Source organism: Confluentibacter flavum (assembly GCF_002843175.1).
Classification (GTDB): Bacteria; Bacteroidota; Bacteroidia; order Flavobacteriales; family Flavobacteriaceae; genus Confluentibacter; species Confluentibacter flavum.
On the sequence record NZ_PJEO01000051.1, the window covers coordinates 170,476 to 197,475 of the forward strand.

The 27,000-nt window shown below is 32.7% G+C and carries 27 protein-coding genes; 14 read left to right on the forward strand and 13 right to left on the reverse strand.

Features of this window, described 5'->3' with window-relative positions:
• Positions 1–223: 223 nt before the first annotated feature.
• The 4 genes from CSW08_RS14475 to CSW08_RS14490 all read left to right on the forward strand — a co-directional run bounded on the left by CSW08_RS14475 (position 224) and on the right by CSW08_RS14490 (position 2,183).
• Positions 224–517: a hypothetical protein gene (locus CSW08_RS14475; protein ID WP_106660584.1), complete on the forward strand. Its 294-nt coding sequence runs from the start codon at positions 224–226 to the stop codon at positions 515–517.
• 88 nt (positions 518–605) lie between these two features.
• Positions 606–1,016, forward strand: coding sequence for a Holliday junction resolvase RuvX (gene ruvX / locus CSW08_RS14480; protein WP_106660585.1), 411 nt, complete (start codon positions 606–608; stop codon positions 1,014–1,016).
• Positions 1,017–1,104: 88 nt separating this feature from the next.
• Positions 1,105–1,692: a peptide deformylase gene (gene def / locus CSW08_RS14485; RefSeq protein ID WP_106660586.1), complete on the forward strand. Its 588-nt coding sequence runs from the start codon at positions 1,105–1,107 to the stop codon at positions 1,690–1,692.
• Between the two features lie 59 nt (positions 1,693–1,751).
• Positions 1,752–2,183, forward strand: coding sequence for a DUF5606 family protein (locus CSW08_RS14490; protein ID WP_106660587.1), 432 nt, complete (start codon positions 1,752–1,754; stop codon positions 2,181–2,183).
• 36 nt (positions 2,184–2,219) lie between these two features.
• Here the strand turns inward: CSW08_RS14490 and CSW08_RS14495 are convergent, their stop codons facing one another.
• The 11 genes from CSW08_RS14495 to CSW08_RS14545 form a co-directional block, all read right to left on the reverse strand.
• Positions 2,220–4,205: a DUF349 domain-containing protein gene (locus CSW08_RS14495; protein ID WP_106660588.1), complete on the reverse strand. Its 1,986-nt coding sequence runs from the start codon at positions 4,203–4,205 to the stop codon at positions 2,220–2,222.
• A gap of 113 nt (positions 4,206–4,318) precedes the next feature.
• Positions 4,319–5,080, reverse strand: coding sequence for a shikimate dehydrogenase family protein (locus CSW08_RS14500; protein ID WP_238987280.1), 762 nt, complete (start codon positions 5,078–5,080; stop codon positions 4,319–4,321).
• Complete coding sequence (locus CSW08_RS14505; protein ID WP_106660589.1) at positions 5,049–6,068, reverse strand: DUF368 domain-containing protein; 1,020 nt, start codon at positions 6,066–6,068, stop codon at positions 5,049–5,051. Before CSW08_RS14505 ends, CSW08_RS14500 begins: the two co-directional genes overlap by 32 nt.
• Positions 6,068–6,988, reverse strand: a complete 921-nt coding sequence (locus CSW08_RS14510) for a DUF368 domain-containing protein (protein ID WP_106660590.1) — start codon at positions 6,986–6,988, stop codon at positions 6,068–6,070. Before CSW08_RS14510 ends, CSW08_RS14505 begins: the two co-directional genes overlap by 1 nt.
• A gap of 143 nt (positions 6,989–7,131) precedes the next feature.
• Positions 7,132–8,520 carry a tetratricopeptide repeat protein gene (locus CSW08_RS14515; protein WP_106660591.1) on the reverse strand — a complete coding sequence of 463 codons (1,389 nt, stop codon included), beginning with the start codon at positions 8,518–8,520 and terminating at the stop codon, positions 7,132–7,134.
• A gap of 148 nt (positions 8,521–8,668) precedes the next feature.
• On the reverse strand, positions 8,669–9,850 hold the full coding sequence (locus tag CSW08_RS14520) for an aspartate aminotransferase family protein (RefSeq protein WP_106660592.1): 1,182 nt from the start codon (positions 9,848–9,850) through the stop codon (positions 8,669–8,671).
• On the reverse strand, positions 9,850–11,652 hold the full coding sequence (locus CSW08_RS14525) for an OstA-like protein (RefSeq protein ID WP_106660593.1): 1,803 nt from the start codon (positions 11,650–11,652) through the stop codon (positions 9,850–9,852). The genes CSW08_RS14520 and CSW08_RS14525 overlap by 1 nt, the downstream gene beginning before the upstream one ends.
• Positions 11,653–11,763: 111 nt before the next feature.
• Entirely contained in the window at positions 11,764–13,035 is a 1,272-nt protein-coding gene (locus tag CSW08_RS14530; RefSeq protein ID WP_106660594.1) for an adenylosuccinate synthase, read from the reverse strand.
• A gap of 12 nt (positions 13,036–13,047) precedes the next feature.
• Positions 13,048–13,500, reverse strand: a complete 453-nt coding sequence (locus tag CSW08_RS14535; protein ID WP_106660595.1) for a Fur family transcriptional regulator — start codon at positions 13,498–13,500, stop codon at positions 13,048–13,050.
• A 25-nt stretch (positions 13,501–13,525) separates the two neighbouring features.
• A complete protein-coding gene (locus CSW08_RS14540) occupies positions 13,526–15,745 on the reverse strand; it encodes a RelA/SpoT family protein (RefSeq protein WP_106660596.1) in 2,220 nt (739 codons plus the stop codon).
• A gap of 71 nt (positions 15,746–15,816) precedes the next feature.
• A complete protein-coding gene (locus CSW08_RS14545) occupies positions 15,817–16,389 on the reverse strand; it encodes a non-canonical purine NTP diphosphatase (RefSeq protein WP_106660597.1) in 573 nt (190 codons plus the stop codon).
• A gap of 76 nt (positions 16,390–16,465) precedes the next feature.
• Between CSW08_RS14545 and CSW08_RS14550 the strand changes: the two genes are divergently transcribed.
• Positions 16,466–16,834 (forward strand): DMT family protein, encoded by a 369-nt coding sequence (locus CSW08_RS14550; RefSeq protein WP_106660598.1) that lies wholly within the window; start codon positions 16,466–16,468, stop codon positions 16,832–16,834.
• Between the two features lie 104 nt (positions 16,835–16,938).
• On the forward strand, positions 16,939–17,238 hold the full coding sequence (gene hpf, locus CSW08_RS14555) for a ribosome hibernation-promoting factor, HPF/YfiA family (protein WP_106660599.1): 300 nt from the start codon (positions 16,939–16,941) through the stop codon (positions 17,236–17,238).
• An 87-nt stretch (positions 17,239–17,325) separates the two neighbouring features.
• Here hpf and rlmH read toward each other — a convergent pair whose 3' ends face one another.
• The gene (rlmH, locus tag CSW08_RS14560; RefSeq protein WP_106660600.1) at positions 17,326–17,799 is read right to left on the reverse strand and encodes a 23S rRNA (pseudouridine(1915)-N(3))-methyltransferase RlmH; all 474 of its coding nucleotides are present in this window, start codon (positions 17,797–17,799) and stop codon (positions 17,326–17,328) included.
• Positions 17,800–17,923: 124 nt separating this feature from the next.
• Here rlmH and nadC point away from each other — a divergent pair, with 124 nt between their 5' ends.
• The 3 genes from nadC (at position 17,924) to priA (ending at position 22,271) form a co-directional block, all read left to right on the forward strand.
• Positions 17,924–18,784 (forward strand): carboxylating nicotinate-nucleotide diphosphorylase, encoded by an 861-nt coding sequence (gene nadC / locus CSW08_RS14565; RefSeq protein ID WP_106660601.1) that lies wholly within the window; start codon positions 17,924–17,926, stop codon positions 18,782–18,784.
• Between the two features lie 91 nt (positions 18,785–18,875).
• The gene (locus tag CSW08_RS14570; protein ID WP_106660602.1) at positions 18,876–19,814 is read left to right on the forward strand and encodes a YihY/virulence factor BrkB family protein; all 939 of its coding nucleotides are present in this window, start codon (positions 18,876–18,878) and stop codon (positions 19,812–19,814) included.
• A 3-nt stretch (positions 19,815–19,817) separates the two neighbouring features.
• Entirely contained in the window at positions 19,818–22,271 is a 2,454-nt protein-coding gene (gene priA, locus CSW08_RS14575; RefSeq protein WP_106660603.1) for a replication restart helicase PriA, read from the forward strand.
• Positions 22,272–22,476: 205 nt separating this feature from the next.
• Here the strand turns inward: priA and CSW08_RS14580 are convergent, their stop codons facing one another.
• A complete protein-coding gene (locus CSW08_RS14580; protein WP_106660604.1) occupies positions 22,477–23,172 on the reverse strand; it encodes a LytR/AlgR family response regulator transcription factor in 696 nt (231 codons plus the stop codon).
• 196 nt (positions 23,173–23,368) lie between these two features.
• Here CSW08_RS14580 and rpsF point away from each other — a divergent pair, with 196 nt between their 5' ends.
• The 5 genes from rpsF (at position 23,369) to hisS (ending at position 26,998) form a co-directional block, all read left to right on the forward strand.
• Positions 23,369–23,707 carry a 30S ribosomal protein S6 gene (rpsF, locus tag CSW08_RS14585; RefSeq protein WP_106660605.1) on the forward strand — a complete coding sequence of 113 codons (339 nt, stop codon included), beginning with the start codon at positions 23,369–23,371 and terminating at the stop codon, positions 23,705–23,707.
• A 2-nt stretch (positions 23,708–23,709) separates the two neighbouring features.
• Positions 23,710–24,009 (forward strand): 30S ribosomal protein S18, encoded by a 300-nt coding sequence (rpsR, locus tag CSW08_RS14590; RefSeq protein WP_100612565.1) that lies wholly within the window; start codon positions 23,710–23,712, stop codon positions 24,007–24,009.
• A 12-nt stretch (positions 24,010–24,021) separates the two neighbouring features.
• Positions 24,022–24,468: a 50S ribosomal protein L9 gene (gene rplI, locus CSW08_RS14595; protein ID WP_106660606.1), complete on the forward strand. Its 447-nt coding sequence runs from the start codon at positions 24,022–24,024 to the stop codon at positions 24,466–24,468.
• A gap of 85 nt (positions 24,469–24,553) precedes the next feature.
• Positions 24,554–25,021, forward strand: a complete 468-nt coding sequence (locus CSW08_RS14600; RefSeq protein ID WP_106660607.1) for a DUF6495 family protein — start codon at positions 24,554–24,556, stop codon at positions 25,019–25,021.
• 234 nt (positions 25,022–25,255) lie between these two features.
• Positions 25,256–26,998 carry a histidine--tRNA ligase gene (gene hisS / locus CSW08_RS14605; protein WP_106660608.1) on the forward strand — a complete coding sequence of 581 codons (1,743 nt, stop codon included), beginning with the start codon at positions 25,256–25,258 and terminating at the stop codon, positions 26,996–26,998.
• Positions 26,999–27,000: the final 2 nt, after the last annotated feature.

Here is a 27,000-nt window from a genome sequence, read left to right on the forward strand (position 1 = left end):
TTTTTCTATAAAAGCAGATTCATTTTCCCTTTGAAAGAAAAAAATAAACCGATTAAATACATTTTAGCTGTATTTAATCTTTAAAATCTTGCATTTTATCTATTTATCGATAAAAATTTGCCACTCCACTACTAATCGAAAATTCAACCGCTTATAACTAATAAATTGTGTTTGAGCTTCATAGTGATTATATATTTGTTTCATCATTATAACCCAAGTCAAAATGAAAACAAATTACATCTTATTAATTTTATTACTTTCTTTCTCTTTCGCAAGTGCACAAGATAATGTAGAAGCTAAAAAAATTGAATCTACTGTAATGGTTTCTCAAAATAATGAAGAGGTTTCTTTAAATGCTAATGATTCTGAAACAGTATCAACAATTAAAGAAGATGTAACAACTGAAGCTACTTTAGTTCGTTCTAATAGCGACATTAGAATTTACTTAAACCGTTTAAGAAACGTTGAAAATATTGATTTGTTATTTCCTAAAATAAATAAAACTGTAAAAGTTTAAATATTAATAATTAAGGCTAAGTATTAAGAAAGGTTGTCTAAAAGGCAGCCTTTTTTATTTATTACATTATTTTTGTCAAAACGTTTATATGTCTAGAATTTTAGCAATTGATTATGGTTTAAAAAGAACAGGAATAGCTGTAACCGATGAGTTACAAATTATTGCATCTGGACTAACTACCGTGTTTACTAAAGATATATTTGCTTTTTTAAAAGAATATACCGAGAAAGAGAGCGTAGAATTGTTTTTGGTTGGAGAACCAAAGCAAATGGATAATACGGCTTCAGAGAGTGAAATCATCATCATACCTTTTATCAATCGGTTGGTTGAGGAATTTCCAAATATTCCTGTTAAACGTGTCGATGAACGGTTTACGTCTAAAATGGCGTTTCAAACGATGATTGATAGTGGTTTGAAAAAAAACCAACGTAAAAATAAAGCACTTGTTGATGAAATTAGTGCGACACTTATTTTGCAAAGTTATTTATATTCAAAATAATTTTTATTCAGAATACTTTTTCAAACACAAAAAATTTATATTCAAAGTTAAGTATTGTATTTTTGCATCCAATAATTCAATAAAGTAAATGATATTACCAATTGTAGCCTATGGCGATCCGGTTTTAAAAAAGAAAGCAGAGGATATTTCTAAAGATTATCCGAATTTGGATACGCTTATAGCAGACATGTTTGAAACTATGTACAATGCCTTTGGTGTAGGTTTGGCGGCACCCCAAATAGGACTTCCCATCCGTTTGTTTTTGGTTGATACCGCACCTTTTTCAGATGAAGATTTAAGTGAAGAAGAGCAAATGGCGTTAAAAATGTTTAAACGCGTTTTTATCAATGCCAAAATTTTAAATGAAGAAGGTCAAGAATGGGTGTTTAATGAAGGTTGTTTGAGTATTCCAGATGTTAGGGAAGATGTTTTAAGAAAGCCAAAAATTACAGTTGAATATTTAGATGAAAATTTCAAGAAGCATACAGATGTATTTGAAGGATTGATAGCGAGGGTAGTACAACATGAATACGATCATATTGAAGGTGTTTTGTTTACTGATAAATTATCTGGATTAAAAAAGCGATTAATTAAGGGGAAACTCAATAAAATATCTAAGGGTGAGATTGACGTTGATTATAGAATGCGATTTCCCAATGCAAAAAAGAAGCGATAATATTTGTAAAACAACTATAAACAAATGATATTTGCCATCCTTTAAATTAAAACTATTTTATGAGTTTAGAAAAAATATTATCAATTACTGGTAAACCAGGATTATATAAATTAATAGCACAAACCAGAGGTGGTTTTGTTGCAGAATCGTTGTTGGATAAAAAAAGAGTATCTGTAAATGTTAGGCAAAATGTGAGTGTTTTAAGCGAAATAGCCATTTACACTTTAACCGAAGAAGTGCCTCTTAAAAAAGTGCTTAACATTATAAAAGAAAAAGAAAATGGGCAGCCAACAACGGTGACTGCTAAAGATAGTAATGATAAACTTGAAGAATATTTCTTTAGTGTATTACCTGAATATGATGAAGATAGGGTTTATGTTAGTGATATAAAGAAGATTGTTCAATGGTATAATTTATTGCAACAACACGATTTATTGGATTTTTCAGAAGATGTTGAAAAGCCAAAATCCAAAACGGACGAAGAAGAATAGAATCATAAAAAACCTCCAATTTTGGAGGTTTTTCATTTAATATAGTTCTTTTATTTTACTTAACTTTTTCTTCCAAAGTTTTAATTCGTCTTTATGGTTTTCAATATTATTGAGCACTTCTTTTACTACGGGATTATCATCATCCACATTAGTGAAAAATTGTAAATTGTTTTCCAATTGATTGATTTGTCCTTTGATTTCGTCAATTTTTTTACGGATAAAAGAGCGTTCGTTATCAAGATTCTTGTTGTTATCTGAATTATTCAAGTCTTCCAATTTATTTTCAAACTTTATCATTTCCAACTCATCTTTATCCATTTTTAAGTTAGAAAACAAGTCATCTAATACTTTAGAATATTTACCTTCAATATAACGTTTGTCATTAGGGACTCTACCAATAGTATTCCATTGGTTTATATACTCTTTTATGGTTTCTAGGTCTTTTTCTTTGTCTTTAGTTAACTTTAAAGATTTTAAAACCTCTAATAATTCTTGCTTTTTGTTGAAGGCATCCAGACTTTCTTTGTTTTCGGCATTTCTGTTGGCGTGAAGTCTGTTAAAAAAATGATTACAAGCCGCTTTAAATTGGTTCCAAATTTTATCGCTGTCTTTTCTTGGAACGTGACCAACTTTTTTCCAATCGTTTTGGATTTTTTTCATTAAAGCAGTAGTAACTTCAATATCCTCACTATCCTTGTTGTCTTCAGCTATTTTTATCAGTTCCAATTTTTTCTGAAGGTTTGTAAATTGATCTTTTTTTAAGCCTTTGTAGAAGGCATTTTTTTGTCTGTTGAACGTTCTAACGGACGCTTTAAATTTGGCCCAAGTAGATTCATTAACTTTTATAGGTACTTTGCCAGCATTAAAAAAATCGTTTCTTAACGCTTCAATAGCTTTAATTTTATTTTGCCAAGCACCATGTGATTTTGTTTCTTGACTATTTATCTCATTGATTTTTTTGATAATGTCAAGCTTTATATCTAGGTTTTTCTCGTAACTTTTATCAATTTCTTGATAATAGGACTGACGTTTATCGTTTATGATTTTTGTAGCGGATTTAAAACGTTCCCAAATAGCTTCTCGATGTTCCCTGTCTACAGGTCCTAGCTCTTCCTTCCACATTTTGTGAAGCTCTTGAAGTTCTCTAAAAGACCGCATGATATCGGTGTCTTGTGCCAATTCTTCAGCACGCTCAATAATTTTTACTTTTTGTTCTAAATTATGTTTAAAGTCTAAATCACGTAAATCTCTATTTAAATGTAGAAAATCATAAAACATTTCAACATGGTGATGGTAACTATTCCAAGCATTATTATATTTATCTCTTGGAATGGGACCCGTATTTCGCCATCGTTCTTGAAGTTCTTTAAAGTGTTTGTAAGTTGTATTAATGTTTTCTTCCACATTAATTAAACCTTTTATTTCTTCTATAATTTCAAGTTTGTTTGCTAAGTTTTGTTTAAGGTTTTGATCTAGATTTTTGCGGTGTTCGTGTAATTTATTTCTATATTCCTTGTAGGCATTTATAAACTGTTTTTGGAATGGGGTTGTATAATAAAAATCTATTTCATTGCCACCATCATTTATAAAATCTGCCTTTTTTTCTTCCAATAAATCATTAAACTGTGAGTTGAATTCAATTTTAATAGCGTCAACTTGTTTTTTTATTGCTTGAACTTTTTCGTTTTTTACTAATTTTTCAAGTTCTATGGCCAGCGCTTCTAACGACATTTTGTCGTATTCCTTAAATTCTATGGTATGTCTGTCTTTATTTCCTTCGTCCTCTGAATCTTCCGCATTGGAATCATCTATCTCATTCAAAAGTTCCTCATGCCCATCCGAATCTTTGCTTTTAGCAGGTTTTTTTTCTTCAGGTGCGTTTTCTTCAGCAGAAGTTTCAATATTTTTTGTATTTGAAGGCACTTCTTCAGTTTTTATAGCATCATCATCATTGTTTGAATGAATGGGTTGGCTATGCTTTTCCGGTCCATCTGCATTTTGCAGGTTATCTATCTCAGACATTTTAATAAATGTTTAGGTTCAATTAAATGTGTTTTGTGTTTAAAGATACTAACAAGTCGAGTATTTACAAAAAGGAGACGGACTTTTCTTTTATTCCCTGAAAGAGAGTTTTACTATAAATCCCAAATAGACCATGATTTTTCAGCTTGTAATTCCAACATTTTTAAACCATTTATGGTTGTTGCCCCATGTTCTTTACCAAGTTTAAGGAATTTCGTCTCTAAAGGGTTGTATATTAAATCGTAAAGGATATGCTTTTCTGTAATTCCTTGATATGGAATATTGGGGCAATTTTCAATGTTTGGAAATGTGCCCAATGGTGTGCAGTTAATAATAATATCGAAGTCTTTTATTATGGTTTCATTCAGGTCATCATACGTAAAACGAACATGTTCTGATGCCGTTCTAGACACATATGCAAACTCAATACGAAGTTCGTTCAACACATAGGCAATGGCTTTACTGGCGCCACCAGTACCCAGAATTAATACTTTTTTGTGGTGTGTTTTTAAGTATGGTTTAATTGATTTTTTAAAGCCATAACAATCTGTATTATAACCAACTAGTTTACCGTTTTTTTTAAGTTTAATGGTATTAACGGCTCCAATGGCCTTTGCTTTTTTATCTACTTTGTCAAGAAAAGGTATTACAGCTTGCTTATAGGGGATGGTCACATTTAAACCTTTTAAACCGTCCGTATTTTTTATTATGGATGGAAACATTGAAATGTCTTCAATATCAAAATTGTCATAGGTAACATCTGTAATTCCTTCTTTCTCAAATTTTAATTTAAAATGGTTTCTTGAAAACGAATAAGAGATATTTTTCCCTAAAAGACCTAATTTATGCATGTGTTTTTCTGGTTTTTTGTCCATACATTTCAAGTGCTAAAACAATAGCAATGCCAAGACATATAAATAAAATGGCGTAAAAAGTTTCTAAGTTTATTTCAGGAATAAAACGTTTAAAGTTTTCTACTACTTTTTCTCCTCTGGAATCGTATATAAAAGCGCCGTCATCGGTTAATTTATATATGGTTTCTTTCCATGGCCAAACAACCCCTAAAGAGCCTACTATAAATCCGATAATAGATGAAAGTGTGATGCTTTTATAATGCTTTAAAATATAGCTCAATATATGGGAAAAGGTTACTAAGCCCGTAATAGAACCTAAGGTAAAAACCGCTAAAACCTTTAGCATCCTAATGCGTTCAGGGTTGTTTATAAAGCTTAGGTTACCTCCTAAAATGTCATAGAACGTATCAAATAAAGCATTTACGGAATCTACTAAAAGCAACACATAGTTCCCTAAGAGAATAAGTATAAATGACCCAGAAAACCCTGGTAACGTCATCCCTGAAACACTAATAATTCCACAAAAAAACACAAACCATAAGTTGTCATTTTCTTTTGCAGGATTTAAAAAACTAATTCCAATTCCTAATGAAATACCTATGGCAAGGGATGCATAGGTTTTAAAATTCCAATCCCTAAAGTCTTTATTGATATAGTATATAGAACCTATGATCATTCCGAAGAAAACACTCCAAACATATAGTTCGTAATGTTTGATTAAATAATCCAAAACTAAAGAGACACTAAAGTAGCTAATAATCATTCCAGAAAATAGAAGCATTAAAAAACGACCATTGATATAATTGTAGAAGCTTTTAAAACGTCCGTTAATCAATAATTTAAAGGCTTTGCCATTTACTTTTTTAAGCGAGTATATAAATTCTTCGTAAAAACCTGCAACAAATGCCACTACACCACCAGAAATACCAGGAACTTTATTGGCAGCGCCCATTCCAATCCCTTTTAGGATTAGAAATATTTTGTCCATAAGTGTTCTGGTGCTTTCCATTATTGTTTTTTTGAACCTATTTTTTCTAATATAAAAATACTTAAAAATCCAATAATCATTAAAATAGACGCAACCAATAGCTGACTATCACCATTAAAAGAAAAAGGCGAAACGCTTTCTTGAAGTAATGGTTCTTTGATCCCTTTAGAATTTGTGTACCAAGTTAATGTTTCTTTCCAAGGCCAAACTTTATTTAATGATCCGAAGATGAATCCAGTAAGAAGGGCAAGAGTCACGTTATGATAATTTTTAAATAACCACTTTAAAGCATGGCTAAAACTTAGTAAACCTATAATAGCTCCTGCAATGAATATTAAAAGTTTCTTAATATCAATATCATGAATGGCATCACTTATTGTTTTATAAGCTCCAAGAATGATTAATATAAAAGAACCTGAAATACCGGGTAAGATCATGGCACAAATCGCTATAGCTCCTGCAAAAAACAAAAATAACAAATTGTCATTAGCAGCCATTACAGGAAGTATACTGATATAGAAAGCGATACAAGCTCCAATAATTAAGGCAATAATGGTAGATACATTCCATTTAGTAATTTGTTTACCAACAAAATAAATACTAGCTACAATGAGTCCGAAAAAGAATGACCAAATAAGAATGGGATGATATTCTAAAAGATATTTAGCAAGTTTCATGAATGATACATAACTAATAACGATTCCTAGCAATAATGCTAGAGCAAAATTGCCATTAGCTTCTTTCCAGAAAGCGACTATACCTTCTTTAAAAAGAGTCCTAAAAAGGGAAGGTTTTATATTGCTAATAGTGGCGATTAACTCTTCATAAATTCCTGAAATAAAGGCAATAGTGCCACCAGAAATACCAGGTATGGCATCTGCTGCGCCCATTGCTAATCCTTTAAGAGAAACGATCAGATAGTCTGAAAAACGTCTTTGCATATATTGATTTTAAAGCTAAAACCAAAGGTATACATTTTATGCAAACATCTATTGCTAAAAAGTTAGTCAGAAAAGCGTATAATTAAATAGATGTTACATATGACCCATTGAAGACAATAGATATAACCATATAAAACGTTTTATTATTGATTTGCTTTTAGTAAATCTTTAACTTGTACTTTATTGATGATTTCAGGGAAAAGTTCATCTAAAATAAACGTATAATCTTCATTATATTTTAGACCATTTTTTAAATGAAAAGTGCCTTTGTCAGACTCGTTCAACGTAAAGTACAATCCTGCCAAACGGTATTCAATTTCAGCATTTTCAGGATAAAAGTCAACGGCCTGTTCAAAATTATAAATAGCAGCTTGGGGCTCACCAAGTTTAATTAAAAGATCACCACGGGAAAGCCAAGTGTTTAATTCGTAGTTGCCTAATTCCAAAGTTCTTTTGTAACCACGTTCTGCCTCTTCATAAAAGTTTAAACGTTGATTTATTTGGGAATATAATTTCCAATAAATTACATGCTCAGTATCAATATTAATGGCTTTATTTATGAAATAAAGGGCTCTTTGATAGTTTCTTTTTTTGATATAAAACCTTGTAATGGCAATCCAACCTTTATCCAAGGATGGGTCCTGATGTAAGGTTTTTTCGTAAAATTGAATCGCCAAATCGGGATTATTCAATTTTTCGTAACATGTTCCTATACGAAGCAAGGCATAAGGTGTAGGGTCGTCTAATTTAAGTGTTATGGAATAACTTTCGATGGCATCTTCAAAACGGTTTAATTTTTCTAAAACCTTTCCTCGTTCAATATAAGCACCCACAAACGTATCATCAGAAATGATTGCAAAATCGTAAGACGCTAATGCTTTTTTATATTTTTTAAGTTCAAAATATTGTTTTCCCAATTGGTGCCATGCTACTTCGCAATAAGGGTTTTTATCTAAAAATAAATTAAGATATTCAATGCATTCCTCCGTTTGGTTCAAAAAGTCAAAACAATATACCACATTATAAAGCGCGGAATAATCTTCAAAATCTTCTTCAAGACACTTCATGAAATACACTTTGGCCTCTTCGTATTCATCTAAAAACAAATATTCCATGCCAATAAGGGAATAAACATCTACGGCATCATCTGTAAGCTCCAGTGCTTTTTTAAGAACATCTATAGCTTGTAAATGATCGTCCTTTTTAGAAAAGATATTTGCTTTCTGGATATAAATTTCCTCATTATGAGGCTCTAAAATATAAAGCTCGTTCAATAACTCATCTGCTTGAATCAATTTGTCTTCAAACACATAGATTTCAACTTTGAATAGTTTCAAATTAACGGACGTTGGATGTTGTTGTAAACCTAGTTTTATGGCTTTTTTTGCTAGAGCTATTTTTCCTTCGTTGAGATAATGGTGAATGATGTTTTCAAATTCTTCGGAATCAAAGAATAAAACATGGTTTGTTTTCAGCATCGATTCAAACTTGGTAAGCGGCAGATTGTTGTTGTCATCATGACTAAACTCCATAAGCACATTTGTAAGTGTTCTTCACCAATAAATTTAAGGCTTGAATTGAGTTTTTTGTAAAAAATACGTAAATGTTTTTAACAAAGTAATGAACACCTTTGTTTATAATATGCTTTCTTTTGATATTCAGAACGTTGAATGTGTTTTTTTAATGTTTAATTGAGTTTAAAACAGCTATAATAATGCCACATCCTTTAATTATTTCATCATTTGATATGGTCAAAGGCGGTGTAATTCGTACAGCCTTAGGTTCAAAAAGCAGCCAAAATAATATCAAACCAAGGTCTTGGGATTTAAGAATAACCGTATTTGCGATGTCCGCAGATGGTGTTATTAAGGCTAGCATTAAGCCTTTTCCTCTAATTTCTAAAATGAGTGGATGTACCAAAAGTTTGCGTATCAGTTGTTCTTTTTCTAAGGCTAATGGCATTAAATCACTTTCTGTAATTTCTTGTAAGGTCGCTAATGCTGAAGCCGCAATAAGTGGATGCCCACCAAATGTGGTGATATGTCCTAATTTAGGGTTTTCTGAAAGTAAATCCATGAGTTTAGTAGATGCCGTAAAAGCACCAATGGGCATACCGCCACCTAAACCTTTGCCGGTTACTAAAATATCTGGAATACAATTGTAATGTTCAAAACCAAATAATTTTCCTGTTCTACCTATGCCAGGTTGTATTTCATCTAAAATCAAAAGGGCTCCAAACTCATTACACCGTAATCTAACTTTTTCTAAGTATCCATTAATGGATTCTACAAAGCCAGCACTACCTTGAATAGTTTCTAGTATGACACAAGCCGTTTTTGTAGTGATATGGCTTAAATCGTCCTCATTATTAAAATTTATAAACGTTACGTCAGGCAATAAGGGTCTAAACGCTTGCTTACGTTCTTCATAGCCCATAACACTCATCGAACCCATAGTATTGCCATGATAGGCATTGTAAGCAGAAATTATCCCACTTCTACCAGTAGCACGTTTTGCAAGTTTTAAAGCACCTTCAATAGCCTCGGTACCAGAATTTGTTAAATAGGTTTTTTCTAAAGGATAGGGCAGGTGTTTGGCAAGCAATTTAGTGAGTTCAACGGCTGGTTTTTGAATATATTCACCATATACCATAACGTGTAAATACTTGTCGGCCTGTTCCTTAATAGCGTTTATGACTTTAGGATGATTGTGACCCAAAGGGGTAGCCGAAACGCCAGCAACAAAATCTAGATACGCTTTATTATTAGTATCGTAAATATAAGAACCATTAGCATGGGAAATTTCCATTGCTAATGGATGTGTTGTGGTCTGAGCTTGGTATTTAAAAAAATCTGATTTCATTATTTCTGACCGCCAACAGAATCATTTGCTGGGGTAATGAGTTGGTTTTCTTCTTTGTCTTTTACTCTTTGCGGTAAATTTCTAGAGGCTTTAGGGTCTTTGTCCTTATCTGTTTTTTTACTGGCTTCATCAGCTTGTTCTATGCGTTCCAACATGCCTTCATCAAAAAAATCTTCTTGTGGTATATAATCATCAAGACCTTTGATAACAGGTAAAACTAAAAGAGGATCGTCTTTAAACAAATCGTCAACACTCCTTGGGCGTTCTTCATCGCGCCAATCAAATCCTTTTAAAAATTTTTCGTTTTCGGGATATTTCGATTCTGGGTACAAATTGCCATCTACTTGATTGATTTTATTAACTTCATCAATCTCTTTTTCTGAAATTTTAATATTGATGGAACCTGATTTAGATTTATCTATCCCAATTAATTCATCATCATCATTTCTTAAATAATAAATAGACTGGGCGTTTTTAATTATATCAATATTATACAATTCGTTATTATCATCAAACAGTCCCACAAGACGCATACCATTAATTTGATTATAACCTGTGCCGATGGAGTCTTTACTTATTATAAAGGCATTATTAAAAACAATGAGCGAATCTAATTTTTCGGTTTTTGTATCTGATATTAAATGAATGGTATCTCCTGTCATTTGGTTTTCTATATTCCAAAGAATGGGTTTAAGTTTTACTGAAAACGCATCATTTTGTACCCCTTTTGAAATATTTATGAGTTGGGTAAGTCCTGTTTCTTGATTCATATGAATAGAATCTGCTTTCCCACTCATATCCGATTTATAGAGCTTAACATTTTTAAAAATCCTAGTTATACGTTTTTCTGGTTTACCCGTTACCATTAACGTATCGCCGTGAATATAAATAGAATCATTTTCTTGAAGCGTGATGGCGTAGGCACGTTTGGTTATGAATAAGGAATCTTTATCTTTAAAAAGCTCGGCATAATGGCCTTTTACGATACTGTTGTTTAAGGTGTCCGTGACTTTTATGTTATTTGTTGCCGATGCAAAACTTATGTTGTTGTCAAAATATAAACTATCCCCTTTAATCTCTCTATTATCATAATCTATTTTGGCATTTTTCATCGCATAGCCAATCTTGGTTTTGGTGTCGTAAAATCCTTTTTCGCAATAGGTTTTACTTTCTTCGGTAACGATGGTTGAAGGTCCAAAAAGATAGGCGTGACCACTATCCGAATAAAAATCAAAATAATTGGAGTTAATCGTTGCATCTTTATTTACTAATACGACATCTTGTACAAACTTATATTTTTTAAGGCTCATGTAATATCGGCCTATTTTACTGGTAATGGTTCCAGAAGTGTCCTTTACAACTGTTCCTCCATTTCTGTAAAAAGCTTCTTGTTTTAAACGGTCAAAATATAATGTGTCTGATGTAATTGTTGAAGTTGGATCTTTTAATACCACATCGCCACTAGCAAATGCTAATTGTGTTAATCCGCTATATTCGACATATTTTGATGTCATGGTAATAGTATCACCTTGTATCATTTTCACATTACCATAGGCTTCAATAAAATTTTCGTTACTGTATTGTATAGCCCTATCACACCATAAATTAATGTTTTCGTGAAGAACATGAACCTGTTGGGAATCATCCCTGGTTAAAATTTTTGCCCCGGGATATTTGGCTTCATCAAAATTGACCCTTCCGGCATAAATAATCTCAAGCTGCTTTTTTTCTTGAGCATACCCAAATAATGAAGCTGCTAAAAAGAAAAGTGTGAGAATATAAAAATGATGTAGTACTTTCAAACTGAAATTATTTGTCGTAAAAATAACGATTAATATGATGTTTAAGTATGTTGGAACAAAAAACGCTCCAAAATTATTTTGAAGCGTTTAAATTATAAAATAGAAATAGTTCTATCTGAAAATAGTTTGTTTTCTATCAGGACCTACTGAAACAATTGTGATAGGAATTTCCAATTCTTTTTCTAAAAACTCAATATAGTCATTTAATGCTTTAGGAAGTTGTGAATCTTCAGACATAGCCGTTAAATCTTCTTGCCAGCCACTGACTTCAGTGTAAATGGGTTCTACATTTTCAGGTTCTATATTGTATGGAAAATGTTGTATTACTTCACCTTTATATTTATAAGCGGTGCATACTTTTAAGGTTTTAAAACCAGAAAGCACATCGCCTTTCATCATCATTAATTGGGTAACCCCATTTACTTGGCAAGCATATTTTAAAGCTACTAAATCTAACCAACCACAACGTCTTGGTCGGCCTGTAGTGGCTCCAAATTCTTGACCCACGCGACCCATGGTTGCACCATCTTCATCAAATAATTCTGTTGGGAACGGACCAGAACCCACACGTGTAGTATACGCTTTAAAAATACCAAATACGTCACCAATTTGGTTTGGTGCTACACCTAAACCTGTGCAAGCACCAGCAGCAGTGGTATTGCTTGATGTTACATATGGATAGGTTCCAAAATCAATATCCAACAACGACCCTTGGGCGCCTTCAGCAAGTATGGTTTTACCAGATTTTTGTGCTTGGTATATATATTCTTCAGAATCAATAAATTTCAACGATTTTAAAACATCAATGGCTTTAAAGAATTCGGTTTCAAGTTCTTCTAAATCATATTCAATTTTGGCATCATAAAAAGCAATCATCGATTCATGTTTATCAGCCAAAGCCCTATAGCGTTCCTTCCAATCGCTTAATTCCAAATCACCTACACGAATACCATTTCTGCCGGTTTTATCCATGTAAGTAGGACCGATACCTTTAAGGGTCGAGCCAATTTTAGCTTTTCCTTTTGATGCTTCACTAGCGGCATCGAGTAAGCGGTGGGTTGGTAAAATAATGTGTGCTTTACGGGAAATAAGCAACGATTTTCTATAGTCTATGTTTTGCTCGTCAAGTTTTTTTAATTCACCTCTAAAAATAACAGGGTCTATAACTACGCCATTTCCCACTAAATTCATGGCCTCATCATGAAAAATACCTGATGGAATGGTGTGTAAAACATGTTTTTTTCCATTAAAAACTAAGGTGTGTCCTGCATTTGGCCCACCTTGAAAACGAGCAATGATGTTGTATTTGGATGTAAGTACGTCAACAATTTTTCCTTTGCCTTCGTCTCCCCATTGTAATCCTAGTAGTAAATCTACTGCCATTGTAAAAAATAATTATTTAGTTGATTTTCTGTTTCCGTAAAAATAAAGCGAGTGTGTATTAATCTCGATATCGAAAACTTCTTCTATAGTTTTTTTTATTGATTGAATTCTTGGATCGCAAAATTCGATGACCTCACCAGTGTCTGTTAGAATGACATGATCGTGTTGTCTATCAAAATAGGATTTTTCATAATGCGCCTGATTTTGTCCGAATTGATGTTTTCTAACCAAGCCACATTCTAAAAGTAATTCTATAGTATTATAAAGTGTGGCACGAGACACGCGATACTTTTTATTTTTCATATTTAGATACAGCGATTCTATATCAAAATGCTCTTCGCTATTATAGATTTCTTGTAAAATCGCATAGCGCTCGGGTGTTTTACGATGCCCTTTATTTTCTAAAAAGCTTGTAAATACACTCTTAACAATCTCTTGATTTTTTGTGTCTGTTGGTAAACTCATAATTGCAATGCAAATTTACACTTTTTTACACTCTATATACCTTATCGATGCCATTAATTTTTTTAAGCATTTCTACAACCTTTTTCAGAATAGTATTGTTATTTACAATAAGGTTTATTTTTCCAGAGAACAGGCCATCGTTTGTTTCAAAGCTAAGACTTTTCATGTTTACATGCATATTCTCTGAAATGATTTTGGTTACTTCATTTACTAATCCCATATGGTCTATTCCAGAAATCATGATATACGCTGAAAATTCTTGACGGGTAGAGTCAACCCATTTGGCGGGCATGATCCTGTAGGCATAGTTTGATTGTAAACTTAAAGCATTAGGACAATTTTTTTTATGCACTTTAATACCTTCACTGACCGTTACAAAACCAAAAACCTCATCACCGGGAATGGGATTGCAACAAGTAGATAATTTATAGTCAAGTTTTTCCTCTTCTTTACCAAAAACCAACGAGTCATAATTGGCAGTGACTTCTTCTTTATCTAATTCTTCCTTAGGGATGTTTGTTTTTCGTGTAATTTTATTTTTTAAGAAGCTCATTAAAGCATTGCTCCTAGATGAAGCAAAATCTTTAAGCATCACATTATCTATGGATCCAATACCAACACGATAAAAAAGATCTAAACTTGTTTTAAGTTTAAAGTATCGAACCATTTCGTTGACACTATTTTCATTTAATGTTATTTTAAGCTGTCGCAGTTTTCTTCTTAAAATCTCTTTTCCTTCTTCACCAATGATTTTCCTGTCTTCTTTTAAAGCTGATTTTATTTTGGCTCTTGCCTTGGCTGTAGTGGCATAATCTAACCAATTGGCATTTGGTTTGGCATTGTCTGAAGTTAATATATCCACTTGATCGCCACTTGCTAATTCGTGGCTAAGCGGGACTAATTTTCCATTCACTTTGGCACCGCGGGTTTTCATACCGACTTCCGTATGAATATTGAATGCAAAATCCAACGGAGTGGCTCCTTTAGGCAACGATTTTAATTCACCTTTTGGTGTGAAAACAAATATTTCTTTAGAATATAAATTGAGTTTAAATTGTTCAACAAAGTCGACCGCATTAATATCTGGATTTTCCAGAGCTTCTTGAAGTTTGTTAATCCAATTTTCAAGATTGTCTTCTTTTTCAGTGTCTTGTTTGTACTTATAATGAGCTGCATAGCCTTTTTCAGCAATTTCATTCATACGTTCGCTACGTATCTGTACTTCAACCCATCTTCCTTTAGGCCCCATAACCGTGATGTGTAAGGCTTCATAGCCCGTTGATTTTGGTGAAGAAATCCAATCGCGAAGGCGCACGGGGTTTGGTCTAAAGTGGTCGGTTACTATAGAATATATTTTCCATGCAAAGAATTTCTCTGTACTTTCATCGCTTTTGTAAATAATTCTAATAGCAAACTTGTCATACACTTCATCAAAAGGGACTCCTTGCTTAATCATTTTTCTTCTTATGGAAAAAATAGATTTCGGACGTCCTTTTATGGTGTATTCTAAACTCTCTTTATCTAACGATTTTTTTATAACATCACTAAACTCCTTTATATATAAGTCTTGTTCTTCTTTACTCTCTTTTGTTTTGAAAAGAATGTCGTTGTAAGTATCTGGTTCTAAATATTTTAATCCTAAATCCTCGAGTTCGTTTTTTATGTTGTAAAGCCCTATTCTATGCGCCAATGGGGCATATATATACATGGTTTCAGATGCAATTTTAATTTGTTTGTCCTCTCGCATCGAGTCCATGGTTTGCATATTGTGGAGTCTGTCGGCAATTTTAATAATGATTACCCGTACATCATCATTCATGGTGAGGAGCATTTTACGGAAGTTTTCTGCTTGCAGTGATACATCCATACCTTGCTCTTTACTTAATGATGAAATTTTGGTAAGTCCACTAACAATCTTCGCAACGGTTTCTCCAAAAAGCTCTTCAATATCTTCAATAGCATAATCTGCGCTATCTTCTACGACATCGTGAAGTAGGGCCGCAGCAATAGACGTCGCATCCAATCCAATTTCTTGGGCAACAATTTTAGCAACGGCAATAGGATGAAATATATAAGCTTCACCAGATTTTCTACGTTGATTTTTATGTCCGTCAACAGCAATCTCAAAAGCCTTTCGTATAAATTTTTTATCATCGTCCGTTAGTGTTGTATAACTAACGCGTAATAACTCTTTGTAGGCTTTGGTAATGGCTGCATTTTCTTTTTCTATGTCTTCCTCTGTCATATACTAAATGTAGTGTAAAGAATATTAACTGCCAACTAGCTTTTTTGTTTTTTATAATTTAATTATAAGTTCTAAGAATTTAAAAAAGAGACTAATTGAGATATGGCTTTTCCACGGTGACTAATAGTGTTTTTAAGTTTTAGATCCATCTCGGCGAATGTTTTTTGGTGTCCATTGGGTCTGAAAATAGGGTCGTAACCAAAACCCTTTTCACCATGTTTGGTAATGGTTATTTCACCTTTGCAAATACCTGTAAATGTATGTTGTTGGTTGTTAATGTGTAATGCAATTACGGTTTTAAAATGGGCGCTTCTATTTGGACTGTCTTTTAAAGCATTTAATAAAGTATTCATATTATCTTCTGCATTTCGTTGTTCGCCTGCATAACGCGCAGAGTAAACGCCGGGTTCGCCATTTAAAGCATCAACCTCCAATCCTGTATCGTCTGCAAAACAATCATAGCCATAGTTGTTTTTTATAAATTCTGCTTTTTGTATGGCATTGCCTTTTATAGAGTTTTGGGTTTCGGGAATGTCTTCAAAGCAACCAATATCTTCTAAACTAAATAATGTAATATGCTGGGGCATTAACGCTTGGACTTCTTTTATCTTGTTAAGATTATTTGTGGCAAAAACGAGTTGCATAAATTTTTTTTTTCAAAATTAAGACAATCAAAAAAATAGACTAATTTAGTTTTCATTTTTTTTAATATTAAATTGTATGAAAGGACTTTTAACTATTGTGCTTTTGGTGCTAAGCAATACGTTTATGGTCATTGCTTGGTACGGACATTTAAAATTTGCCGAGTGGAAGTGGTTCAATAAATTAGGGTTAATAGCCATCGTATTAATAAGTTGGTTTATTGCTTTATTTGAATATGCTTTTCAGGTGCCTGCTAATAAAATAGGATTTAAAGGAAACGGTGGCCCTTTTTCACTTATTCAATTAAAACTGTTGCAAGAGGTTATAACGTTAGTTGTTTTTGCGATTTTCACCCTCATTTTTTTTAAAACAGAAACGTTTAGAACCAATCATATTATTGCCTTTGTGTTCTTGGTCTTAGCGGTTTATTTTATGTTTAAAAAATAATGCTTACATAAATATTTATGTTTTTTTTATGATGGATGTTAGTTTAAAATGATTGTAAAAAATGTAACTTCCCTTTATAAACAAATTAAATAAAACATTAAGTTATGATTATAAATTATGAATATGTAGGTGTTGATGTAAGTGAAACGTTATCAGCATTCACTGAAGAAAAATTGAGGAAATTATTTGATAGATATGAGTTTTTAATAAGTGCAACCGTGTATTTTAAACAAGACGAAAATCAACACGAAACCAGTAAAATATGTAATATCGAACTAAGTTTGCCAGGGCCAAGAATTTTTGCTTCATCTAATGAACAAAATTTTGAAGTATCTGTAAAAGAAACTATTGGTGACTTAGAGCGTCAATTAAAAAAGAGAAAAGAAGTTTATAAAACATATTAAATCAATTAACAATTAATAATGAAGAATTAATAATTAACGATGAAGGATTTATAATTTTTCACTTTACATTTTTCATTATTAATTATTTTACCTGTGGTGATAGGGTTCATTCTTTAAAATGGTGAATCCTCGGTACAATTGTTCGGTAAAAAATAAGCGAATCATTTGATGGGAAAATGTCATTTTAGAGAGTGACAGTTTCCCATTTGCTTTGTTATAAACCTCCTCAGAAAATCCGTAAGGGCCCCCAATAACAAATACCACTTGTTTTATGCCAGAATTCATGTGTTTCTGTAAATATTCAGAAAACGCTACAGAATCATATTGTTTACCGTTTTCATCCAAAAGAATCAACACATCGGTATTATTTATTTTTTCCAATATGAGTTCACCCTCTTTTTGTTTTTGCTGACTTTCGCTTAAATTCTTGGCATTTTTTATATCAGGAATAATATCCAACTGAAAATTAATATAAAAAGATAACCGTTTTGCATAACCCTCTATTAAAGCTTTCAATTCGTTATCATCAGTTTTCCCTATGGCAAGTAGTTTAATAGTCATATGGCAAAATTAGCATTTACTAATTATGAATAATGGATTTAAATTAAAAAAAAATACAAAATTCGTAATTCCAAAATTTCAATTAGCCAATCAATTTCTTATTTTAGCGCAAACTTTCTAAAAAATGATAACCAAAGAACAATTTGAATACGAAATAGGATTAATAATTTCTAATGCTATACGAGAAGATGTAGGTGACGGAGATCATAGCTCTTTGGCCTGTATTCCTGAAAATGCCAGAGGAAAGGCAAAACTTTTAGTTAAAGATAAAGGGATTATAGCGGGTGTTAACTACGCCAAGCGCGTTTTTGCCTATGTCGATAAAACGCTGAAAGTGGATATTCTTATAGAAGATGGCTCCGAAGTTACTTATGGAGATGTGGTTTTGTATGTTGAGGGCTCACCACAATCCATATTAAAATGCGAACGTACCGTTTTAAATGGCATGCAACGTATGAGTGCCATCGCTACCAAGACCAAAGGGTTTGTTGATTTGTTAAAAGGCACAAAAACCAGCGTTTTAGACACCAGAAAAACAACACCAGGTATCAGAATGCTTGAAAAATGGGCCGTGAAAATTGGTGGTGGCGAAAACCATAGGTTTGGCTTGTTTGATATGATTATGCTAAAAGATAACCATATAGATTTTGCTGGAGGCATTACAAGGGCCATTGAAATGACCAAAGAATATCTTAATGAAACAGGGAAAGATTTAAAAATTATGGTGGAAGCCAGGGATTTAACAGAGGTTAAGGAGATATTACAAAACGATGGTATTTATAGGATTTTGATTGATAATTTTGATTACGAAGACACTAAAAAAGCCGTAAAACTGATTGGAGATAGATGTTTAACGGAATCTTCTGGAAATATTAACGAAGATACGATTAGGCATTATGCAGAGTGTGGTGTAAACTATATCTCATGCGGTGCCTTAACACATTCAGTCCATAATATGGATTTAAGCTTAAAAGCTATAAAATAACATTTTAAAAACCCAATAGTTTAATTAGTTATAAGGGTTATAGAACTCTTTATTTTAATAACTTTGCTTGAAACCATTATGCAATTTATTAATGACCAAGCCACTTGAAGACACACTAGCTAAAATTCCTGTTTTAAATGTATTGGTTCGTTTTTTTAAACGATTTAAATTACCAGGTCTTGAGGGTTTGTCTTTTTATGATTTATTGGAATTATATATAACTGGCATTGTAAAAGGTGCTTTGACAACTCGGGCAAGTGCTATTGCTTTTAGCTTTTTTATGGCATTGTTTCCCTTCTTGTTATTTGTTCTAATAATTATACCCTATGTGCCCATCGATGATTTTAAAATCGATTTTTTAAAGTTTTTGGAATCTTATTTACCACCAAGTACTTCTGATTTTTTCTTTGAAAATATTTTTGAAAATATAGACCAACCGCAAAGAGGAGGATTGCTGTCTTCTGTTTTTATTTTATCCATTGTTTTAATGGCAAACGGCGTCAATGCATTGTTTTCTGGTTTTGAAAATTCCTATCACATTCATTTATCAAGAAATATATTCCGTCAATATTTATTTGCTTTAAGCATTGCTTTGATATTGACTTTTTTACTTATTATTATGATTGTGTTTTTGGGTTATTTTCAAATTTATGTTGTAGAAAAATTGCTATTATCAATTAATGATGGCACAGAAAATAAATTACAAATGATTTTTTGGTTTAATACGGTTAAATATATGTTTTCCGTCATTATGGTATATTTTGCCACGGCTGTTTTGTATTATTTTGGGACAAAGGAAGGTAAGGATTCTAGATTCTTTTCCGTAGGCGCACTATTTACTACATTGCTGATTGCTCTATTATCATTCTTATTTGGTATTTACATTGAAAACTTTAGCAATTATAATAAGCTATATGGTTCTATTGGCGCACTTTTAATATTACTGTTTTATCTATGGCTCAATGCGAATGTTCTGCTTTTGGGCTACGAGTTAAATGTGTCTTTAAACAGGCTTAAAAAAAGGAAATAATATATGCGGAATTTTGTTGATGTTATTATTCCTATTCCACTTCAAAAGTTGTTTACTTACAGTATTACAAAGGCTGAAGCAGGCTTTTTGAATATAGGTATGCGCGTGTCGGTTCCCTTTGGGAAATCTAAAATTTACACAGGCATTGTTTATAACATTCATAACGAAGCACCCACGGTTTATGAGGCCAAGGAGATTCACCAAATTTTAGATGATTCGCCCATTGTAAACCAAAAGCAATTGCAATTATGGCATTGGATAGCCGATTATTATATGTGTACACTGGGCGATGTCATGCGAGCAGCTTTGCCCAGTGCATTTATTTTAGAGAGTGAAACCATCATCAGTAAGAATACTATTAAAGAGATTGATGAATCTAATTTAAAGGATGATGAATTTCTGGTTTATGAGGCATTGCAACACCAATCCTCATTAAAAATTCATGACATTGCTAATATTCTGGACAAAAAAAATGTACTTCCTGTTATTAATAGGTTATTAGAAAAAAATGCCATTCAATTAGATGAAGAAGTTTATGAGAAGTATATACCTAAACTGGTGCGTTATGTTAAATTACACAACCATTTTTCTTCAGAAGCTACTCTTCATAAATTGTTAGATGATTTACATAGAGCACCCAAACAACGGCAAGTGATCATGACGTTGTTTTCAATTTCAGCCAAAACAAAAAAGCCAGTAAAAGTATCGGATTTATCCAATGAAAGTGATGCATCGCCAGCAATTATAAAATCGTTGATAGATAAAGGTATTTTAGATGAATATCATATTCAAACGGATAGAGTTCAATATTCTGGTGATGCCAACGAAGATTCAAAAAACTTAAACGACTACCAGACTATTGCTTTAAAGGAAATTAAAGAATCTTTCATAAACCATAATATAACGTTGCTACATGGCGTCACTTCTTCTGGAAAAACCGAAGTTTATGTAAAGCTTATTGAAAACGCGTTACAAAAAGGCAAACAAGTATTGTATTTATTACCAGAAATCGCCTTAACAACCCAATTGATAACCCGTTTGCAAAATTATTTTGGCGAACAGGTTTCTGTTTTTCATTCCAGATATTCAACCCACGAGCGTGTCGAGGTTTGGAATAATGTTTTAAAAAATGCTGCGAAAGCGCAAATAGTTCTCGGAGCGAGATCTTCCATATTTTTGCCATTCAATGATTTAGGGCTCATCATTGTGGATGAAGAGCACGAACAATCATTCAAACAATTTGATCCTGCGCCACGTTACCATGCGCGCGATACGGCTGTTGTTTTGGCCAATATCCACAAAGCAAAAACACTTTTAGGCTCTGCTACACCAAGTTTAGAAAGTTATCATAATGCGCAGCAAAATAAATATGGCCTGGTTGAAATCAGTCAGCGGTATAATAATGTGTTGATGCCAGATATTGAATTGGTAGATATTAAGGATAAGCATAAACGGAAATTGATGAAGGGGCATTTTAGCGACCGGCTTATTGAAGAAATGACTGACGCTCTAAAGAATGGACAACAAGTTATATTGTTTCAAAATAGACGAGGCTTTTCGCCCATCGTAGAATGTAATACCTGTGGTCATGCGCCTCAATGTCCTAATTGTGATGTCAGTTTAACGTATCATCAGTATAGAGATCAGTTGCGTTGCCACTATTGTGGTTATGTAACGGCCATGCTGAAAAGCTGTATGGCTTGTGGAAGTTCTGAACTTGATAGTAAAGGTTTTGGAACCGAACAAATTGAAGAAGAAGTAAAAGCATTGTTTCCAGATTACAAAGTAGCCCGCATGGATTTGGATACCACACGTGGTAAATATGGCTATGAAAAAATAATTACGGCTTTTGAGCAGTTGGAAGTGGATATTCTAGTGGGTACACAAATGCTTACTAAGGGCTTGGATTTTAGGAATGTTAAGTTGGTAGCCGTTATGAATGCCGATAATTTATTGAATTTCCCCGATTTTAGAGCACACGAACGTAGTTTTCAGTTAATGCTGCAAGTATCGGGTAGGGCAGGACGAACCGATGTTAGAGGAAAGGTGTTAATTCAAACCTATAATCCGTATCATGCTATTTTACAGCAAGTTTCCAATAATGATTATGTGGGTATGTTTAATGAGCAAATGAATGATCGGTATAATTTTAAATATCCACCCGTATATAAGCAAATTAAAATCACGTTAAAACATAAAGATTATACAAAAGTAGATACTGCAGCCATATGGCTGGCAAAATCGTTAAGACAGGTTTTTGATGCGCATGTTCTTGGGCCAGAATCACCGCCAATATCCCGTATAAGAAATCAGTTTTATAAAAATATTTTGGTAAAAATCCCGAAAAAACAATCCTTATCAAAAACAAAAGAAGCTATTATTAAAATAAATAACAGCTTCTTGAGTATAAAAGATTTTCGGTCAGTTAAGTTGATTTTAAATGTTGATAACTTTTAGTGAAATAGAAATTTGTAAACAAATTTCGTCATTGAACTATCCTGACGTAGGTCAGGATCTTTGAAATAGAAATTTGTAAACAAATTTCGTCATTGAACTATCCTGACGTAGGTTAGGGGTTAGGATCTCATCATCTTTTATCATAATATCATGAGAAACTGAAACAATCCCGATAGCTATCGGGACAGTTTGACAAAGCAAGTTTCTAAATATTATTCAAAGCATCGACAAGTTGTGTCTTTTTATTTCGACTCAAAGGAATTTCGTAAGCGCCCACTTCAACATTTTTACTGTTAAATCTATCAATTTTATCAAGATTAACAATATAAGATTTATGGATTCTTAAAAACTTACCTTCAGGCAATTCAGATTCAAAAGATTTCATAGTAGATAGTACCACAAGGCTACTGTCTTCCGTTACCAATTTCACATAATCGCCAAGGGCTTCAATCCATTTGATATCTTTAATATATACCTTACGTTTTTTAAGATTGCTCTTCACAAAGATATGTTCACCCTCTTCTTCATTAAAGTCTTGGATTAATTTGTGTTGCTCTAAAGCTTTTTCAACAGCAATATTAAAACGTTCTCTAGTGATTGGTTTATGTAAGTAATCGGTAGCGTCATAGTTAAATGCTTTAAAGGCATATTCTGTTTTACCGGTTACAAAAATAATTTGGGGTTTGTTGTTCAATACGTCCAAAAGCTCAAATCCATTTAACACTGGCATTTCAATGTCTAAAAAGATTAAGTCAACTTGGTGCGTATTTAAACCATTTTTAGTTTCTAAAGCGCTACTGTACTCTGCTATTAAGTTGAGATTGGGGTGATTCTCTACAAGCTTAACAATTGAGAGCCTTTGTATCGCTGAGTCGTCTACTACTACACAGTTTAAAGTCATAACATTCTATTATTTCGGTTAAGATATCGACAATAGTACAAAAAATTCGGCTAAAAACCAAAAAACATCGTTAAACTGTTTAATTTAACTTTTCTTTAACATTTAATTACTGACTCAAATATACTATAATTTTTGTTGTTTTATATGTAGATAATAACTATTTTTGCACCCATTTTAAACAATAAATATAATTTTTATGAATCATTATGAAACTGTTTTCATCTTAAATCCCGTTTTATCTGAAGACCAGATAAAGGAAACAGTACAGAAATACGAAGATTTTCTTGTTTCTAACGGCGCTAAGATGGTATCAAAAGAAGATTGGGGGCTTAAAAAATTAGCATACCCAATTCAAAACAAAAAAAGTGGTTTTTATCACTTATTTGAGTACACTGTTGCCGGTGAGATCATTGGTCAATTAGAAGTAGAGTTTAGACGTGATGAGCGTTTTATGCGTTATTTAACCGTAGCGTTAGATAAACATGCTGTTTCTTGGGCAGAAAGAAGACGAGATAAACTTAAACAAAAAGCTTAATTATGTCAACATCAATAGAACAACAATCTAAAGGGAAAAAAGACGGAGAAATTAGATATTTAACTCCGTTGAACATTGAAACCAACAAAACTAAAAAGTATTGTCGTTTCAAAAAATCTGGTATTAAATACATAGATTACAAAGACCCAGATTTCTTATTGAAATTTGTAAATGAGCAAGGTAAAATTTTACCAAGACGTTTAACAGGAACTTCGTTAAAGTTTCAGAGAAAAGTGTCCGTTGCCGTAAAAAGAGCGCGTCATTTAGCTTTAATGCCTTACGTAGCAGATTTATTAAAATAAAATAGCATAACTATGGAACTCATATTAAAACAAGACGTTGAAAATTTAGGATTTAAAGACGATGTTGTAACAGTTAAGAACGGTTATGGTAGAAATTTTTTAATTCCTCAAGGACAAGCTGTGATGGCTACAGTTTCTGCAAAAAAAGTATTAGCAGAAAACCTTAAGCAAAGAGCTTATAAAGAAAAGAAAATAATTGATGAGGCTACTAAAATTGCTGATGCTATAAAAGTATTGGAAATTAAAATAGCAGCTAAAGTTGGTACAGGTGATAAATTATTTGGATCTGTTGGCAACATAGATGTTGCTGAAGCTTTAGAAAAAGAAGGTCATACAATTGATAAAAAATTCATTTCAGTTACAACTATCAAACGTACAGGTAAATATACTGCTGTAGTACGTTTGCACAGAGCTGTTACTGTAGATTTAGAATTTGAGGTTGTTGCACAAGCAAATTAATCTTTTATAACATATTTTAAAAGCCTCAACAGTGTTGGGGCTTTTTTATTAAAAATTTTCTCCCCTAATGGGAGATTAAGAGGGGATGAAGTACACAAGACTTACTAAAGAACAATTTGAGGAATTGCATCAGGAATTCATTAATTTTTTGGCAACGCAGTCTGTTACAGCAGATGAATGGACAAATTTAAAGGAAAACAGACCAGAATTAGCCGAAATGGAACTGGATGTTTTTAGCGATTTAATTTGGGAAGGCGCGTTGAATGCTGCTAAATATTTAGAACATCTATCGCCAAACCAAATGCATTTGTTTTATTTGAACGATACCAATATGCATGTTATTGGCGTAAAAGTGAAGAATGATAAAGACATCACCACCACTGAAGGTTACAATTGGTTGCGTGACAATTTAATGAATGATGATGTGGAGTTTTTACAAGCCAAAAAAGACTATTCAGACGACAAAAATCTAGATAAGTTTAAGTTGATACAGCAAGGCGCCGTGATTACTAAAGGCGATTTATTTAGATATTTTGATAGGCTTATAAATTAACCTCATTGCGAAGAAGGAACGACTGAAGCAATCTGTTAATCTAGCAACTATAATCATCATAATTTAGTTTCAATGTAAAAGATTGCTTCGTTTTTTTTTAATTAAAAAGCTCGCAATGACGTTTTCATTATTATTTTTGTTTTGTCATTCCTGCGAATCCCGATAGCTATCGAGAAGGAATCCACTGATATAAGAACTAATTTTAAAAAGATACCTGCCTTCGCAGGCATTAATATGGCTCAAAAACCAAGCATCCCAAAAGGAACCAGAGATTTTAATCCAGAACAGGTCGCAAAACGCAATTATATTTTTAATACCATTCGTGGTGTGTTTGAAACCTTTGGATTTCAACCTATTGAAACACCTAGTTTTGAAAACTCCGAAACCCTTATGGGAAAATATGGTGATGAAGGGGATCGATTGATTTTTAAGATTTTGGAATCTGGGGAATATTTTAATGCTGTTAAGGATAAATTACTAGATCTAGGTAAATTTAGAGATGAAATAAGGAACAATATTTTAAGTAATTATAGGTTAATTTCAGAATTTTGGAATACAAATAGAATATCTTATAAGGATTATTATAGTGATAATGAAGGTTTAATTAATAGTTTAGTTTTTGAGGTATCAAGAAAAAAAGGCTATTTTAAATTTGATTCTTTAGAAAAATATTTTGAAGAGAAGAAAGATTATTTTGTTAAAAAATTAATAGAAATTAGGAGAGAAACTCGAGATAATTCCAGACTAGAAAATGGATTTTTGAATAATTTTATTGAAGAAATTTATAGTAATACTGTAACAGGTTTCTTGAATTCAAATAAGTATCAAGTTTACAAAACTTTTAGAGATATTGAATCTTCAGATATTACAAATTATATCTCCGAGAAAGCCTTACGCTACGACCTAACCGTCCCATTCGCTCGCTACGTAGTACAACACCAAAACGAAATCGAATTTCCATTCAAACGTTACCAAATCCAACCTGTTTGGCGTGCCGACAGACCACAGAAGGGGCGTTTTAGGGAGTTTTATCAATGTGATGCCGATGTGGTTGGTAGCGACTCGTTATGGCAAGAGGTGGAGTTTATTCAATTATACGATACCGTTTTTTCTGCATTAAAATTAGATGGTGTTACCATTAAAATTAATAATCGTAAAATTTTGTCTGGCATTGCCGAAGTGATTGGCGCTTCTGATAAATTAATCGATTTTACGGTTGCACTTGATAAATTGGATAAAATAGGTGAGGCCAAGGTAAAAGAAGAGATGCTTTCCAAAGGTATTTCGGAAGTCGGGATTTCTAAATTACAGCCCTTATTTACCTTGTCAGGTTCTTTTGAATCGCAAATCGACAGTTTAAAAACCATATTATCATCTTCCGAAGAAGGCAAAAAAGGGATTGATGAATTAGCATTTATAAATTCAGCTATTTCAGAATTAGGATTAACTACCGCCACATTACAACTAGACGTCACGTTGGCTCGTGGATTAAATTATTACACAGGCGCCATTTTTGAAGTCGCTGCGCCAAAACAAGTCCAAATGGGCTCCATTGGCGGTGGTGGACGCTATGATGACTTAACAGGCATTTTCGGATTGAACAATGTGAGTGGTGTTGGTATTAGTTTCGGATTGGATCGTATTTATTTGGTATTGGAAGAATTAGGATTATTCCCAGAAACCGTCACTAAAAACATAGATGTGTTGTTTATAAACTTTGGTGATAAAGAAGCCTTGTTCAGTTTAAAAGCCATTAAACAATTACGATTACAAGGCATTCATGCCGAATTGTACCCAGATGCCGCTAAAATGAAAAAACAAATGGTTCATGCCGATAAACGTGCTATTCCGTTTGTGGTTTTGGTAGGCGAGGAGGAAGTAAATACCAATATATATACACTTAAAAACATGGTTTCTGGCGAGCAGCTTAAGCTATCACTTGAAGACTTAATTTCAGAAATAAAAAAAGAGTCTTAAAA